This window comes from Klebsiella sp. KE9456 (assembly GCF_043832615.1).
Lineage (GTDB): Bacteria > Pseudomonadota > Gammaproteobacteria > Enterobacterales > Enterobacteriaceae > Klebsiella > Klebsiella indica.
Genome location: NZ_JBDYQK010000036.1, coordinates 1 through 14753, shown reverse-complemented (window position 1 = coordinate 14753; position 14753 = coordinate 1). Strand labels below are relative to the sequence as shown.

Genomic DNA, 14753 nt, shown 5'->3' with positions numbered 1-14753 from the left:
GGCATCAGGGCGGGGTTAACGTGCGTTAACCAGTTCGCGTTTCATATCAATGATCTGCTGGAAATCAGCCACGCTGCCCGGGCCGATATGTTGCGTACCGCCCATCGCTTTGATGAAACAGGCGTGATCGTCAGTATCCAGCTTTTTAATCGCGGTGATGACTTTGGCTTTAAAGTCCGCTGGCAGGGCGTTGCTGACCAGAATCGGGCCATTTGGGATCAGCGGTGATTTCCAGATAATACGGATTTGCTTCATCAGGTCCGGGTGATCCATACGAATCAGACGGTTGAAGGCGCCGACGCTGTAGCCGGTATTATAGTCGCCCACCATTGAAGTCCAGGTTACCGCGCCGGCAAACTGGCCGTTCAGCACGCCAAGAATGTCCTGTTCGTGCCCGCCGGAGAAGGTCACGCTGGAGAAAAAGTGGTTATATTCATTATCCGAGGTGCCGCCGAACTGCTGTTTAAACGCGTGGTTCGGAATTAAAAAACCGGAAGTGGAATCCGGGTCGGCGAAGCCAAACGCTTTGCCTTTCAGGTCTTCTAACTTTTTATACGGACTGTCCGCTTTAACAATCACCACCGAGTGGTAGCCGCGGGACTGATCTTTATCATCCACGGCAATCCCCACAATATCGACGGCCTTTGGATTATTAAGATAAACCGAGGCATACGATGAGGGGGACATACTTAATACCACGTCAACTTTGCCGCCCAGCAGGCCCTGGATAACGCCGGAATAGTCGGAAGAGTTACGTAATTTCGTATCGACGTTCAGCGCTTTATCCAGGAACTGTTTAACGCACTGGTTATCACCAATTTGCTGCGTTGCGTTCTGACCGCCAAGGATACCCAGATTTAACTCCTTCGGTTGTTCAGCGGCGCTTGCCTGCCACGCCATCATAATGCCTGCAACCGCTGCGGATAAACGAACTGCGCCAGTGATGTACTTTTTCATTATTTTGTCCGTGTGAGTGAAATTTAATGCAATTGGCTAATTTCATCGCCATACAGCCGTTGCAGAATATCCTGACTAAGCTGAGTGGGATGGTCGTCATAAATAATCTTGCCTTTGGCTACGCCAATAACCCGGGTGCAATATTCACGCACCAGCTCCACCGAATGCAGGTTTACCATCACGCTGATACCCTGTTCGCTAATTTCGCGAAGAACATTCATGATGCGCTGGGTATTTTTCGGATCCAGAGAGGCGACCGGTTCATCGGCCAGTAAAATTCGGGGGCTTTGCATCAGCGCCCGGCAGATAGCGACACGCTGCATCTGACCGCCGGAGAGGTTTTCCGCCCGTTGTAGCGCGTGGGGCAGCATATTCATCCACTCCAGCAGGGAGATAGCGCGGGCCCGGTCGGCATCAGAAAAGACTTTGAATAATGATTTCAGAGTTGAGGTCTGGCTTAGCCGTCCCAGCAACACATTGGTTAAAACGTCAAGGCGCGGGACCAGACAGAAGTCCTGAAAGATCATTCCGCACTGGCTACGCCAGGCGTTTAATGCACGCCCTGACAGCGTTGAGATTTCCTGCGCCGCCCCGACTTCCGGATAGCTCAGGATCTCGCCGCCGCTGGCCCTATGGGTGCCATTCAGTACATGCAAGAGGGTCGATTTTCCGGCGCCGGATCGACCAATCACGCCAACTAACTCGCCGGCATAAAGATCAAAACTGATGCTATCCAGCACGGTTTGTTGTGCACTGTAGGATTTACTCAGATTCTGTACGCTCAGGACCTTTCGTTGTCGGTGAGTCAATGGGGGGGAAAATTGCTGATAGTCGCTTTCCACAACCTCAGCCAGAGAACTGTTCATAAACGTGTCCGGGTTTGTCATTCAACTGGACACTATTTATGGCGTTTTATATGACGGCCCGATGACAGTAAGACGAACAAATAATGAACTCGCCAGTGGCCGGTGAAAGGAGCACCCTCTTATATTATGCGGCTTGCGTCACGGCCTCCCTTCTCAGGATTCGCGTCAGTGTTGTTCAACGTTGTTTAACAATGAACGTCACGGTCAGTAGAGGAGGTAAAGCCGTCTTAACGGGCTTTGGACGCAACGACGACACCATAACCTGATACGGGACATCGCCTGATGCCTGCAATTTGAATTGTGCAGGAGGGGATTTTAAGAATTCTCATCACAGGCTTCAGATTTTTAGGGGGACGCGCTGATAACGACGCTGTTGTATGCTGTTGTGATGTATCTTGCATGATGTTGGATATAGATTATACGGTTGCGATTGATTTTTATTATCGTTCATGGAATTTTAATCTTTTTTAATTATTTTTTATGGTTTTTAATTTTATTAATTAAGTTAAATTTCTTTATTTTATTCTTTATTGTTTGTGTTTTATAGTTTTAAATTCTTTTTTAGTTAATGTTTTTTGTTATTTTTATTTTTTGAGTGAATATTTTTGTGAGAATAGTCTTAATAGATTATGGCTAAGATCCTGGTAAATATAATAATCATTTAAGAACCAGCGTGCAGGTGACTAATAACCACATGAAAGTAAATGATTTTTATGTTTAACGTAATATTCTTATTTTTATTATTTAGATATCATTTGGGTAGATTGTCATTTATCCTTTTTCACACTTATTGACACCCGTGGAGAAAAATCCTAAATTCTGAAACACAACAAACAGATGTTTTTAGTATTCTTTGCCTCAGGTGACCTTTTTTCAAAGAGGAATTGACAAAATTATATTTTGCAGGCCAGGACTGTCAGCGGTGTTGTGATATGTTCGAGATTTCCAGGACTATGGGGTTGACTTATATGGAACGTAAATGCTCTCTGAGCAAATGCATCTGGCCGGCGCATGATAAATATTTTTTGAAGGGACTCTCCGAGCTGATACTGGATATTGATAGCTTAATTTATTTATCACTTGAAAAAGTGTGCAAAGAATTTGTTTTTATTAACCTTAGCGCCAGTTCGTTGAATTATTTTATTCGTCGCGATAATGAGTGGCTGGCAGAAATGAAGGGAAAACAAATTGTACTTATTGCGGCAAGGCGCTCTGAGGCTCTGGCTAATTATTGGTACTACAATAGCGCAATTCGTGGCGTAGTCTACGTCGACCTAACTAATAATATTCGTCAGGATCTGGCCTACGTTATTAATGGCCGTTTTCTGAGGAAGGATATCAAGAAAGAAAAGATCACCAACAGGGAAATGCAAATAATTCGCATGACGGCGCAAGGAATGCATCCGAAATCTATCGCCAGAATTGAGAATTGCAGCGTGAAGACGGTTTATACTCATCGCCGGAATGCCGAAGCCAAACTGTATTCAAAAATACATAAATTAGCGCTTTAGCGGTCTGATTATTTTTTTGTGAACGTAATTTTTAAATATGTGCGCAAGGTCATTATACCGCCAGTCATTCAGGTCACAGGCAATATTTATATGGCCTGAGCCCTGAATAATGGCGGGAAATGCGCACAGAAGTGGGACATCGGGTCTCTCATTAAACTCAGGAAGAAAATGCTATGAAAAAAAAGGTTCTTGCAATTGCTCTGGTCACTGCGTTTGCCGGTGTGGGGGTTGCTCAGGCAGCAGATGTGACTGCTCAGGCAGTCGCAACCTGGTCGGCAACCGCTAAAAAGGATACCACCAGTAAGCTGGTGGTGACGCCGCTGGGCAGCCTGGCTTTCCAGTATGCCGAAGGCATTAAAGGATTTAATACGCAGAAAGGTCTGTTTGATGTGGCTATTGAAGGTGATACCACCGCCACCGCGTTTAAACTGACGTCCCGCCTGCTGACTAATACCCTGACTCAACTGGATACCTCCGGTTCCACTCTCAGCGTCGGCGTTGATTATAACGGCGTGGCAGTCGAAAAAACGGGTGACACCACCATGATTGATACGGTTACGAACACGCTGGGTGGTAATCTCAGCGCGCTGTCCACTGGCTATAACGCTTCTGGCCGTACAACTGCGCAGGACGGCTTCACGTTCTCCATCATCAGCGGTACCACTGATGGTACGACTGCTGTGACGGATTTCAGCACGCTGCCGGAAGGTATCTGGAGTGGTGACGTCAGCGTCCAGTTCGACGCGACCTGGACCAGCTGATCCGACTATAGCCTCGGTCAGGGGGAAGCCCCTGCCTGAGGCTGATGACAAATCTGGAACAGATATTGTGCTCGTATTTCCGTCAGGTGGCGGCTAATGCCTGGTTAGGTCTACAAAACCAACAATATCATTATGTTATGTGTTTTTCGTAGGCCCGAGTAAGCGAAGCGCCACCGGGCAATTTCAGAACAACGTACTTTGTCAGCAATTTGAGGCAAGGGGGAAGCCCAGGCCTTATTTCACGGACTGAATTCATATGAAAAATCACATTCTGGCCATCGGCCTGTTGCTTAGTGGAATGACGCCAGCCCTGGCGCTGGATGTGGGCGACATCTCCTCATTTATAAACAGCGACAGCAGTACGTTAAGTAAAGAGATCAGAAATACAACCGACAGCGGTCGCTTAGTCAATATACGTATGGAGCGCCTCAGCTCACCGCTTGATGACGGCAACGTGATCCCGATGGATAAGCCGGATGAAATTTTACTGACCCCTGCCAGCCTGTTGCTGCCTGCACAAGCCAACGACGTGATCCGTTTTTTCTATAAAGGTCCGGCGGACGATAAAGAGCGCTATTACCGCATCGTCTGGTTCGATCAGGCGTTAAGTGACGCTCAGCGCAACAGCGCCGCCCGCAGCGCGGTAGCAACGGCGTCGGCGCGTATCGGCACTATCCTGGTGGTGGCGCCGAGAAAGGTGAATTTCCGCTACCAGTATGCCGACGGAAAGTTGGTGAATACCGGCAACGCCACGCTGCGTATCCTCGCCTATGGGCCGTGCCTGAAGGCGGCTGAGGGGAAAGAGTGCAAGGAAAACTACTTCCTGATGCCGGGAAAAGAACGTCGCTTTACGCGTGTCAACGTGGCGGATAAAAGAGGGCGGGTCGCGCTCTGGCAGGGCGAGCAGTTTGTTCCCGTGAAATAGACATCTGTGCTAATGGACCACGACTATGTCTCTACCAGGGATTACCACAGGACTAAAAACGCTCCTTGCCTCGGGCATGGTTATTTTGTTCGTTCCACCCGGCGTCACCGCCGCTGTCGATAAGGTACAACAAATTGGCGGCGTGATGATTCCGCAGGCCTTCAGTCAGGCGCTGCAGGACGGGATGAGCATTCCTCTGTTTATTCACCTCGAAGGTAGCCGCGGTACTCAGGACGATCAGCGGATCGGCAACGCCTTTATCTGGCTGGATAATGACGTTCTGCGCGTACGGCAGATTCAGCTGGAGGAAAATGATAATAACGCCACGGTCAGCGAGCAGACCCGCAAACAGCTGACAGCGCTAACCAATGAAGCTTTCAGCAAAGAACTGAACATTAACCTGACCGACAACGCGCAGTTGCAGCTCAGTCTGCGCCAACTGCTGCTGCAACTGGTGGTGAAAAAAGAGGCCCTGGGCACTGTACTGCGTTCGCGCAGTGAAGATATCGGCCAGTCCAGCGTTCATTCGCTCAGCAGTACCCTGAACTATAACCTCGGGATTTATAACAATCAGATGCGTAATGGGGGCAATAACACCTCCAGCTACCTGTCGCTGAATAACGTCACCGCGCTGCGCGAACACCATGTGGTGCTGGATGGATCGTTGTATGGCATAGGTTCCGGTCGCCAGGACAGCGAAGTGTATAAGGCGATGTATGAGCGTGATTTTGCCGGTCATCGCTTTGCTGGTGGGATGCTGGATACGTGGAACCTGCAGTCTCTTGGTCCGATGACCGCCATTTCAGCAGGGAAGATCTACGGTGTTTCGTGGGGCAACCAGGCCAGCTCAACGGTGTTCGATAATACCCAGTCGGCCACGCCGGTCGTGGCTTTTTTACCCGCAGCCGGGGAAGTTCATCTTACTCGCGACGGGCGGCTGATGAGCGTACAGAACTTCGCGATGGGTAACCATGAAGTGGACACCCGCGGCCTGCCCTACGGGATCTATGATATTGACGTTGAAGTGATTGTGAACGGGCGGGTCGTCAGTAAACGTACGCAGCGGGTCAACAAGCTCTTCAGCCGCGGGCGCGGGGCCGGCGCGCCGTTGGCCTGGCAGTTCTGGGGAGGCAGTTTTCATATGGACCGCTGGTCCGGAGGCGGTAAGACGTCGCAGCCCGCAAAAGAGAGCTGGCTGGCCGGGGCTTCGGCCTCTGGCTCGGTTAGCGCGCTGAGCTGGTCAGCGACCGGCTACGGCTACGATAACAACGCTGTTGCTGAGACGCGACTGACGTTACCGCTGACGGAATCCGTCAACGTGAACCTGCAAAATATGCTGGCCAGCGACCGTTCCTGGAGCAATGTTGGCAGCATTAGCGTCACCTTACCCGGTGGGTTCAGTTCACTGTGGGTCAACCAGGAGAAAACCCATATTGGCGATCGGATACGGCGCAGCAATGCTGATAACCGGGCGATCGGCGGTACGCTGAACCTGAATGCGCTGTGGTCTAAACTGGGCACATTCAGCGTCAGTTATAACGACGATCGGCGTTATAACAGTCACTACTACACCGCCGATTACTACCAGACGCTCTACACCGGCACCTGGGGCTCGTTGGGCATGCGCGCAGGGCTCCAGCGTTTTAATAATGGCGATAGCAGCGCCAGCACCGGGAAATATATTGCGCTGGATTTCTCGCTGCCGCTCGGTAACTGGTTCAGCGCCGGAATGACGCACCAGAACGGCTATACCATGGCTAACCTGTCGGCGCGTAAGCAGTTTGATGAAGGCAGCATTCGTACCATCGGCGCGAATATCTCGCGGGCCATTTCCGGCGATACCGGGGATGACAAAACCCTCAGCGGCGGCGCCTACGCCCAGTTTGATACCCGCTACTCCAGCGGTACGCTAAATGTGAACAGCAGCGCGGACGGCTATGTGAATACCAATCTGACCGCCAATGGCAGCGTTGGCTGGCAGGGGAAAAATATCGCCGCCAGCGGGAGAACCGATGGCAACGCCGGGGTGATTTTCAATACCGGTCTTGAGGATGACGGCAAGCTGAGCGCCAGAGTTAATGGGCGCATTGTCCAGCTCTCCGGTAATCGTAATTACCTGCCGTTGTCGCCGTATAGTCGTTATGAAGTGGAACTACAGAACAGTAAAAATTCGTTTGACAGCTACGACATTGTTACCGGTCGCAAGAGTCATCTGACCCTTTATCCGGGGAATGTGGCGGTGATTGAACCGGAGGTAAAACAAATGGTGACGGTTTCCGGGCGCATCCGCGCTGAAGACGGCACGCTGCTGGCCAACGCGCACATTAATAACCATATCGGTCGCACCCGTACCGACGATAAGGGCGAGTTCGTGATGGATGTCGATAAAAAATATCCGACCATTGATTTCAGCTACGGCAAGAACCAGCGCTGTGAAGTCGCGCTGGAACTCAGCCAGGCACGCGGCGCAGTGTGGGTGGGCGATGTGGTTTGTACGGGGCTCTCCACCTGGGCCAGCGTACAGCCGACAGGAGAAGGTAATGAAAGCTAAGTGGCTGGCATGTTTTATCATGTTAACGGTGTCGCTGTGCGTGGCACGAACTTATGCGGCGGTGACGAAGACCGTCTTGAGCGATGCGCCCGCCATGTCATTCGTGTTCGTTGAAAACAACTCCGATGATAACTTTTTTGTCACCCCCGGAGGTGGGCTGGATCCGCGATTGACAGGCGCTAACCGCTGGACCGGGCTGAAATACACGGGTTCGGGTACGATTTATCAGCAGAGCCTGGGTTATATCGATAACGGTTACAACACCGGTCTGTACGCCAACTGGTATTTCGATATGTGGCTGGATAACTCGCCGGCGTCCTATCCCCTGCTCGGTCTGCGCTGTATCAACTGGTATTCGGGCTGCGATATGGCCACCAGCCTGATCCAGCCGCAAACCACCGATGCCAATGGTTTCTATGGCGTGACGGTGACGCCCGGCGGACAAAAATGGATGCATGGCATGATGTCCGACGCGTTCTATCAATATCTGCAACAGATGTCGGTAGGCAGCAGCTTTTCCATGACCATTAATGCCTGCATGACGTCGATCGGCTATGACGCCAGTAACGGCGGGCGATGTAAAGATCAGGATTCAGGCTACTGGTATGTGCGTACCGTTACGCATACCAAAGCGGCAAACCTGAAGTTAATTAACACCCATGCGCTGGCGGAAGTTTTTATTAACAGCGACGGGGTGCCGACCCTGGGCGAAGGTAATGCCGATTGCCGGACGCAGACCATTGGTAGCCTTGCTGGTCTGAGCTGCAAAATGGTTAACTACAGCTTGCAAACGAATGGTCTGAGTAATACTTCCATTCATATTTTTCCGGCGATTAGCAACTCGTCGTTGTCCTCAGCGGTGGGAGCCTATGATATGCAGTTCAGCCTCGATGGAAATTCGTGGCGGCCGGTGAGCGGCACGGCCTATTATTATACATTTAATGATATGAAGTCTGCGGACGCAATCTATGTCTTCTTCTCCAGTAATTTCTTTAAACAGATGGTGGCGTTAGGGATCAGCGATATCAATACCAAAGATCTGTTTAACTTCCGCTTTCAAAACACCACGTCACCGGAATCGGGCTGGTATGAGTTTTCCACCTCCAACTCGCTGGTTATTAAACCGCGTGATTTTAGTATCAGCATTATTTCCGATGAATACACGACTGCGCCGACGCGTGAAGGTTACGTTGGCAGCGGCGAACCGTCTCTGGACTTTGGCTATATCGTCACCACCAGCGGCCAGACTGCCGCCGATGAAGTGCTGATTAAAGTGACCGGCCCCTCGCAGGTTATTGGCGGACGCGCATACTGTATTTTTAGCTCATCAGACGGGGTAACGCGGGTACCGTTCCCGGCGACGCTCTCATTTCTTACGCAGAGTGGAACCACCAGAACCTATGACGCAGGGTGTGATGACAGCTGGCGCGATATGACCGACGCGCTCTGGTTAACCACCCCGTGGACGGATGCTTCCGGGGATGTCGGGCAAATGGACAAAACAACGGTGAAATTTTCGATCCCCATGGATAACGCAATATCGCTGCGTACGGTAGAAGATAACGGCTGGTTTGGTGAAGTGAGCGCATCGGGAGAGATTCATGTCCAGGCGACATGGCGTAACATCAATTAACTGGCGGCGGATGGCCTTCTGCTTGCTGATCCTGTGGATAGCGCCAGGGGTACAGGCCATCTCTGTCGGTAACTTAACCTTTTCGCTGGCGGCGGATGCGGAGTTTGCCGCGAAGCGTGTGGTGAACAATAACAAAAGCGCGCGTCTGTACCGGATTTCGATTGTCGGTATCGACCGCCCTGGCGGCAAAGAAGTGCGCTCTCGCCCGGCGGACGGTGAACTGCTGTTTGCGCCACGTCAGCTTACGTTGCAGGCGGGAGAGAGCGAGTACTTTAAGTTTTACTACCACGGTCAGAAGGACAACCGCGAGCGCTATTACCGGGTTTCCTTTCGTGAAATTCCGACCCGTAATTACGTGATGCGCACTGACAGCGGTATGCAGATCAGTATGGATCCGGTGGTGGTGATGGAGACCATTCTGGTCGTACGTCCGCGTCAGGTCCAGTTTAAATGGGCCTATGACCGCGCGGCGGGCACCGTCAGCAATACCGGGAATACTTGGTTTAAGCTGCTGATCAAGCCTGGCTGCGATACCACGGAAGAAGAAGGGGATGCATGGTATTTACGGCCCGGCGACGTTGTCCGCCAGGCTTCACTGCGCCAGCCTGGCAATCATTACATCATCTATAACGATAAATTTATTAAAATGACCAAAGATTGCCCGGTGAAGTAGCCGGGCCATTTTTCGCAATGCCGTTCACTTAAGCAAATCATCGGTGTTGTCTTTTGTTTTATTTGCCTGTGGCAATCGCATTATCGGTGGTTCTGGCGAGCATGACGCATTTTTCGTTTTCACCCATTCAGATTCCGTGGTCTGTTCCGTTCACTATAAATTCGCGGATATTCGTTATATCCACAGCGTGTGAACGGGCAGGGGGACGTTTCGCCCGTCCCCCTGCACCCCCGGCATTGCGCTGAAAACCTGCCGCTGCGCGGTCCGCTCCACTCCGGCTTCATCTGGCGGACCGGGCGGGACTCGACGTCCCTGTCTCGACCCGCCCTCTGGCCGCCGTCCTGGCGGCCAGTCCTGGATGCGCGCCTGCGTTCCCGCCAGGTTTCCTTGATGCGCCCAACCCCCATGCGGTGAGTCCGTTATTCGTCAGGGGCTTTTCAGAGGCTGAAAGTCATAAAAAAGTTATATCCTTTATATTTCAGCCCGTATCAGCTCAGTTAGTGAATCAACCGAATCAGATTTTCGTTTAAACCACCGATTGACAGAACCGCTCAGCCAGCCATAAACGCAACTGACAGCCTTTAACTGACCAGCATTAGGCCATCTTTCGCCATTTGCGACGTTTATACGGAACGTCTCGCATACTGACGATTCGCCAGCAGGTTCAGGCAACAACACAGCAGATAGTAAACCGCGCCGGTAAAGACAAAAATTGCCAACGGGTAAATCTGTACCCGGTTATTCACCTGTCCGGCGACGGTGGTGAGTTCCGGCACGTTAACAATAAAGGCCAGTGAAGTGTCCTTTAACAGGCCGAGAAATATCCCCACCAGCGACGGCTGGACGTTGCGTAAAGCCTGTGGTAGCAGGATCAGGCGCAACGTTTGTCCGGAAGAAAACCCCTGGATAAGCGCTGCTTCATATTGCCCACGCGGCAGCGATTGCAGGCCTGCCAGCACTGAATGCATCACTGATGCGGCGGTAAACCAGGCCAGCGCGAGCGTCACGGTCACGGCTCCCGGCAGATCGCTGCCGGTGAGCATCGGCAGCAGATACCAGAGCCAGAAAATCACGAAGATCAGCGGAATGCCGCGAATGATCTCTGCCCACAGAAATAACAGCCGCCGTACTATTCCGCCGTAGCGCCAGGCCATGCCCGCCAGCAGGATCCCCCCGGGCAACGCCAGCGCGGCGGCGCCGATCGCCATCAGCAGCGTTAATACCACGCCGCCGGGGATACCGTCCGCCAGCCGTCCCCACAACAGATAATCGAGATTATCCACGATCACTGCCAGATTAGCGTTCATAACGGGCCCTCCCTTGCTGTTTTCGTCCCGGACCCAGTCGCGCCAACACCAGTCCCATTACGATACCCAGAGCCAGATACAGCACGGTACCGATGGCAAAAGCCTCCAGCGCATGGGCATTGTAACTTTCAATTTGCCGCACCTGGTAGGTGAGCTCGGCAAAGCCGATACCGCTGGCCAGAGAAGAGAGCTTCATCAGATTCAGATACTGGCCGATGATTGGCTGCCAGGCGTTAGCCAACCCTTGCGGCAGCATAATGTGGCGTAGTTCTTGCCAGGGGGTGAATCCCTGCGATAGCGCAGCTTCTTGCTGGCCGTTGCCGACTGCGCGGAGCCCGGCGGCGATCTCTTCAATCAAAAATGCTGAGATAAAAACCCCGAGTCCCCACATTGAGCAGAGAAATTCCGGCGTTAGCCACCAGACACCGCCCGGCAGAATCGACCAACTGTGATCGTCATTGATAAAATTCTTCACTGTCAGTGGCAGCAGGTTCCAGGCGGCAAAATACCAGAACAACAACTGGACCAGCAGCGGCGTATTGCGGAACAGCGAAACCCAGGCGGCTACCAGCCAACGGCCGGGCCGTCCGCCGCCGAGGCGCAGCGCCAGCAGCAGGACAGCCAGCACGGTTGCCAGAATGATACCGGCGGTGCTAACCCAAATGGTGGTGAGAAAACCGGAGATTATCCATTGCAATGCTTGCCCGCTCAGTACGCCATGCCAGTCGAGATGCGGGATCACGCCTCACTCTCCTGGTGCAGCGGATCAAGCACCTTTTGCAGAAAACGACGGGCGCGGGCGTGCTGAGGCCGGGCGAAAAATTCGGCGGGCGGCGCAACTTCGAGAATATTTCCACCGTCGATAAAGACAACTCGATCGGCAATCTCGCGGGCAAACTGCATTTCGTGCGTTACCACCACCATAGTAATACCGCTATGAGCGAGAGCTTTCATGACCTGTAAGACTTCGCCGATCATCTCCGGGTCCAGCGCCGATGTCGGTTCATCGAACAGGATGATTTGCGGCGAGGAGGCGAGGGCGCGGGCGATCGCCACCCGTTGCTGCTGGCCGCCGGACAGCTGAGCGGGCATTTGCTGTGCTTTATCGGCGAGTCCAACCTGCCTGAGTAACGTCAGAGCCCGCTCGCGGGCGGCGCTTTTCCCCCAGCCATGGACGCGTTCCAGCGCGAGGGTGATATTCTCCTGCGCCGTCAGGTGAGCATAGAGATTAAACTGCTGAAAGACAAAGCCGACCCGGCTGCGTAACTGGCGCAGAGCGCCAGCGGGGAGCTGGCGCGTTGGCTTGCCGTCAATCAGGATCTCTCCGTCGCTCAGGGATTCCAGTTGATTGATCAGGCGGATCAGGGTTGATTTTCCCGATCCCGAAGGACCGAGGATCGCTACCACTTCGCCGGGATCAACCTGTAAATTAATGCTGCTCAGCACCTGATGATCGCCGTAGCTTTTGGCGACATCGCGGAATTCAATGCTGGCGCGCTGCAGATGCGAAAAATCCGCGGAGGATGCCGCGGAGTGTGAAAATAGAGCCGATAACATAATCTCTTTTCTGCTTATTTAGCTTCGATAGTAAAGGCGCGCGGCTGTGGCGTTTTGGTGCCCGGGCCAAACCAGGCGTTGTAAATTTTGCTCGCCTCGCCGGATTTCTCCAGATTCACCAGCTCGTCGTTTACCGCTTTCAGCAGAGCCGGCTCGCCTTTTTTCACGCCGACGCCAATCTCTTCTTTGCTCAGCAGATCGGGAATGATTTTGAAATTAGCCTTGTCCGGCGCTTCCGCCAGCAGCCCGGCAAGGATAGTACTGTCCTGGGTTATCGCCTGCACGTTACCGTTACGCAGGGCGGTCAGCGCCAGCGGAATATCGTCATAAGAGAGCACGCGCGACTGCGGGAAACGCTGATGCAGCGCCTGTTCACCGGTGGTGCCTTTTACCGCGCCGATACGCGCTTTGCTGTAGTCATCAAGCTTATCCGGTGATTTCGCAGGGACAAGGAACTGCTGACCGGTAACGAAATATGGTGTCGAGAAATCAATAACCTGTGCGCGTTCCGGCGTAATGGTGATATCGGCGACGATCAGGTCGGCTTTCCCGGATTGCAGCAGCGGTATGCGGTTGGCTGGGTTGGTGGCGACCAGTTCCAGTTTCACGCCGAGGGATTTCGCCAGCGCTTTGGCGAAATCCACATCGTAGCCGACAATGTTATGTGTTTTCGGATCTACCGAGCCAAACGGCGGGTTGGCGTCAAAGGTGGCGACTTTGACCACTCCGGCGGCTTTGATATCTGCCAGTTGATCGGCCTGAGCCTGTGCGGCGAGCAGCAGAATGCCCAGCGCCAGCGCGATTTTTGTTTTTACGATACGCATTAATTTCTCCCTGAATCCCTGTTTTATTTTGTGGCTATCACGCTCCCATAAATCGACCACCTTCGGCAAAGAAGAAAAAGTTCTTATCTATAATGAAAAAGAACTTAACAACGATGGGGATATTGGTTGGCTGGAGCATCCCTTTCGTTTGACATCCGGCGCGATTTTTTCCTCCGGTAGCGAGGTGCTTACCGAGGCTACGGGGCCATGCGGGTTGGGTTCTGTATTGAGGCGGCAATCCGGTGAAGAGGCCCGGCAGGTAAACGGTCGCCGTAATATGCAATCGGCAGAATTACAAATCAGGAATTGATATTTCTCACCCGTCGTCAACTGTGGTTGAAATAGACGTAAGCAAAGAGGCTTCCTGACGGAGGAGAAAAATGAACGTCGCGCTGCTGTGGCAACGTATAACGGGCTGGCTGGCTTCTTCATCTGACGGTGAAGCCGGACAGCAGGATCCCCAACGAATCATGGAGGCAATATTACCGGTCGCCAGTCTTTACGGAATTGAACCCGGCAACGTGGAAACAAGGTGGTTTCGCCATGATAAAACATACTGAGCGGCGCAGGACGCGTGAAGCCTACTGGAACGAGGTGTGCTTTGTGTAGCGCGAGGCTGTTTGCGGTTGCGGCAACGCAGGAAACGATGCCGCAGCCCTGAATGGCCTGGATTCTTTACCTGCTAAAATACATCCGCTTAATTTCCGTGTTCGCCTGCGCCTCAGGCGCAATCCCTGAGCGCATCGTTTCCCCATTCTCCAGTTCATTGCTGCCCCGGCGCTTTTTGGCCTCTTTTCCGCCACCGGCTCGCTTATCGATAAGCGCAATGTGCTCAACAGGAGCATTAGCGGAACGGTTAAAAAGCCGCAGAGAGATGTCAGGTTATATATTCATCCCCGATAAGAAAGTATTGGTGTTATAGGCGAACTGTGCTTTACATGCCGGAAAAATACTCAAAATCATATAAAAAATCTTAACCGAGCGGCATTATATCTATACGTTGTGCGCTTCAGGCCGCTGCGAACCGATGTGCCTGAAGGATAACGCGATATTGAGATAAGGTGTATTAGTCGCGACTTGATCTGACACATGGCCTTGAAAGGTTGAGAGTTACCGGTTTTGATATGGGTGTCGAATCCTTATACAAAACACGAGGTAACTCTCATGCTTCATACTACCAATCCCGTT

At 52.4% G+C, this 14753-nt stretch carries 14 protein-coding genes; 8 read left to right on the top strand and 6 right to left on the bottom strand.

Annotation, left to right across the window (positions count from 1 at the left end):
• Positions 1-15: 15 nt before the first annotated feature.
• Positions 16-957 (bottom strand): phosphonate ABC transporter substrate-binding protein, encoded by a 942-nt coding sequence (gene phnD, locus ABK821_RS23630; protein WP_138363192.1) that lies wholly within the window; start codon positions 955-957, stop codon positions 16-18.
• 23 nt (positions 958-980) lie between these two features.
• The gene (gene phnC, locus ABK821_RS23625; protein ID WP_138363191.1) at positions 981-1823 is read right to left on the bottom strand and encodes a phosphonate ABC transporter ATP-binding protein; all 843 of its coding nucleotides are present in this window, start codon (positions 1821-1823) and stop codon (positions 981-983) included.
• Positions 1824-2791: 968 nt separating this feature from the next.
• Here phnC and ABK821_RS23620 point away from each other — a divergent pair.
• From ABK821_RS23620 to ABK821_RS23595, 6 genes are all read left to right on the top strand, one after another.
• Positions 2792-3334, top strand: a complete 543-nt coding sequence (locus tag ABK821_RS23620; RefSeq protein ID WP_138363190.1) for a helix-turn-helix transcriptional regulator — start codon at positions 2792-2794, stop codon at positions 3332-3334.
• Between the two features lie 173 nt (positions 3335-3507).
• The gene (locus tag ABK821_RS23615) at positions 3508-4095 is read left to right on the top strand and encodes a common pilus major fimbrillin subunit EcpA (protein ID WP_138363189.1); all 588 of its coding nucleotides are present in this window, start codon (positions 3508-3510) and stop codon (positions 4093-4095) included.
• 256 nt (positions 4096-4351) lie between these two features.
• Positions 4352-5020 (top strand): hypothetical protein, encoded by a 669-nt coding sequence (locus ABK821_RS23610; protein ID WP_138363188.1) that lies wholly within the window; start codon positions 4352-4354, stop codon positions 5018-5020.
• A 25-nt stretch (positions 5021-5045) separates the two neighbouring features.
• Positions 5046-7571, top strand: coding sequence for a fimbrial biogenesis outer membrane usher protein (locus ABK821_RS23605; protein ID WP_138363187.1), 2526 nt, complete (start codon positions 5046-5048; stop codon positions 7569-7571).
• Positions 7561-9204, top strand: a complete 1644-nt coding sequence (locus ABK821_RS23600; protein WP_395034193.1) for a hypothetical protein — start codon at positions 7561-7563, stop codon at positions 9202-9204. Before ABK821_RS23605 ends, ABK821_RS23600 begins: the two co-directional genes overlap by 11 nt.
• The gene (locus ABK821_RS23595) at positions 9173-9877 is read left to right on the top strand and encodes a fimbria/pilus periplasmic chaperone (protein ID WP_395034192.1); all 705 of its coding nucleotides are present in this window, start codon (positions 9173-9175) and stop codon (positions 9875-9877) included. The genes ABK821_RS23600 and ABK821_RS23595 overlap by 32 nt, the downstream gene beginning before the upstream one ends.
• Before the next feature lie 623 nt (positions 9878-10500).
• Here ABK821_RS23595 and ABK821_RS23590 read toward each other — a convergent pair.
• Genes ABK821_RS23590 through ABK821_RS23575 form a run of 4 tightly spaced genes read right to left on the bottom strand, consistent with a single transcriptional unit; the run spans position 10501 to position 13565 of the window.
• The gene (locus tag ABK821_RS23590; RefSeq protein WP_138358309.1) at positions 10501-11184 is read right to left on the bottom strand and encodes an amino acid ABC transporter permease; all 684 of its coding nucleotides are present in this window, start codon (positions 11182-11184) and stop codon (positions 10501-10503) included.
• Positions 11174-11926 (bottom strand): amino acid ABC transporter permease, encoded by a 753-nt coding sequence (locus ABK821_RS23585; protein ID WP_171034793.1) that lies wholly within the window; start codon positions 11924-11926, stop codon positions 11174-11176. Before ABK821_RS23585 ends, ABK821_RS23590 begins: the two co-directional genes overlap by 11 nt.
• Complete coding sequence (locus ABK821_RS23580; protein ID WP_138358307.1) at positions 11923-12741, bottom strand: amino acid ABC transporter ATP-binding protein; 819 nt, start codon at positions 12739-12741, stop codon at positions 11923-11925. Before ABK821_RS23580 ends, ABK821_RS23585 begins: the two co-directional genes overlap by 4 nt.
• Positions 12742-12755: 14 nt before the next feature.
• Positions 12756-13565, bottom strand: coding sequence for an ABC transporter substrate-binding protein (locus tag ABK821_RS23575; protein WP_138358305.1), 810 nt, complete (start codon positions 13563-13565; stop codon positions 12756-12758).
• On the opposite strand from ABK821_RS23575, the gene ABK821_RS23570 reads away from it, so the two are divergent.
• Both ABK821_RS23570 and ABK821_RS23565 read left to right on the top strand, forming a co-directional pair.
• Positions 13525-13875 carry a hypothetical protein gene (locus ABK821_RS23570; protein ID WP_343179223.1) on the top strand — a complete coding sequence of 117 codons (351 nt, stop codon included), beginning with the start codon at positions 13525-13527 and terminating at the stop codon, positions 13873-13875. The genes ABK821_RS23575 and ABK821_RS23570 overlap by 41 nt on opposite strands.
• Before the next feature lie 70 nt (positions 13876-13945).
• A complete protein-coding gene (locus tag ABK821_RS23565) occupies positions 13946-14125 on the top strand; it encodes a hypothetical protein (protein WP_138358301.1) in 180 nt (59 codons plus the stop codon).
• Positions 14126-14753 lie beyond the last annotated feature (628 nt).

Bases quoted from the DNA above. Each gene is read 5' to 3' on its own strand.
- ABK821_RS23595 (WP_395034192.1), top strand. From the start codon at position 9,173: ATGTCCAGGCGACATGGCGTAACATCAATTAACTGGCGGCGGATGGCC.
- ABK821_RS23620 (WP_138363190.1), top strand. From the start codon at position 2,792: ATGGAACGTAAATGCTCTCTGAGCAAATGCATCTGGCCGGCGCATGAT.
- phnD (WP_138363192.1), bottom strand. From the start codon at position 957: ATGAAAAAGTACATCACTGGCGCAGTTCGTTTATCCGCAGCGGTTGCA.
- ABK821_RS23615 (WP_138363189.1), top strand. From the start codon at position 3,508: ATGAAAAAAAAGGTTCTTGCAATTGCTCTGGTCACTGCGTTTGCCGGT.
- ABK821_RS23575 (WP_138358305.1), bottom strand. From the start codon at position 13,565: ATGCGTATCGTAAAAACAAAAATCGCGCTGGCGCTGGGCATTCTGCTG.
- ABK821_RS23610 (WP_138363188.1), top strand. From the start codon at position 4,352: ATGAAAAATCACATTCTGGCCATCGGCCTGTTGCTTAGTGGAATGACG.
- ABK821_RS23590 (WP_138358309.1), bottom strand. From the start codon at position 11,184: ATGAACGCTAATCTGGCAGTGATCGTGGATAATCTCGATTATCTGTTG.
- ABK821_RS23600 (WP_395034193.1), top strand. From the start codon at position 7,561: ATGAAAGCTAAGTGGCTGGCATGTTTTATCATGTTAACGGTGTCGCTG.
- ABK821_RS23580 (WP_138358307.1), bottom strand. From the start codon at position 12,741: ATGTTATCGGCTCTATTTTCACACTCCGCGGCATCCTCCGCGGATTTT.
- phnC (WP_138363191.1), bottom strand. From the start codon at position 1,823: ATGAACAGTTCTCTGGCTGAGGTTGTGGAAAGCGACTATCAGCAATTT.
- ABK821_RS23565 (WP_138358301.1), top strand. From the start codon at position 13,946: ATGAACGTCGCGCTGCTGTGGCAACGTATAACGGGCTGGCTGGCTTCT.
- ABK821_RS23605 (WP_138363187.1), top strand. From the start codon at position 5,046: ATGTCTCTACCAGGGATTACCACAGGACTAAAAACGCTCCTTGCCTCG.
- ABK821_RS23570 (WP_343179223.1), top strand. From the start codon at position 13,525: ATGCCCAGCGCCAGCGCGATTTTTGTTTTTACGATACGCATTAATTTC.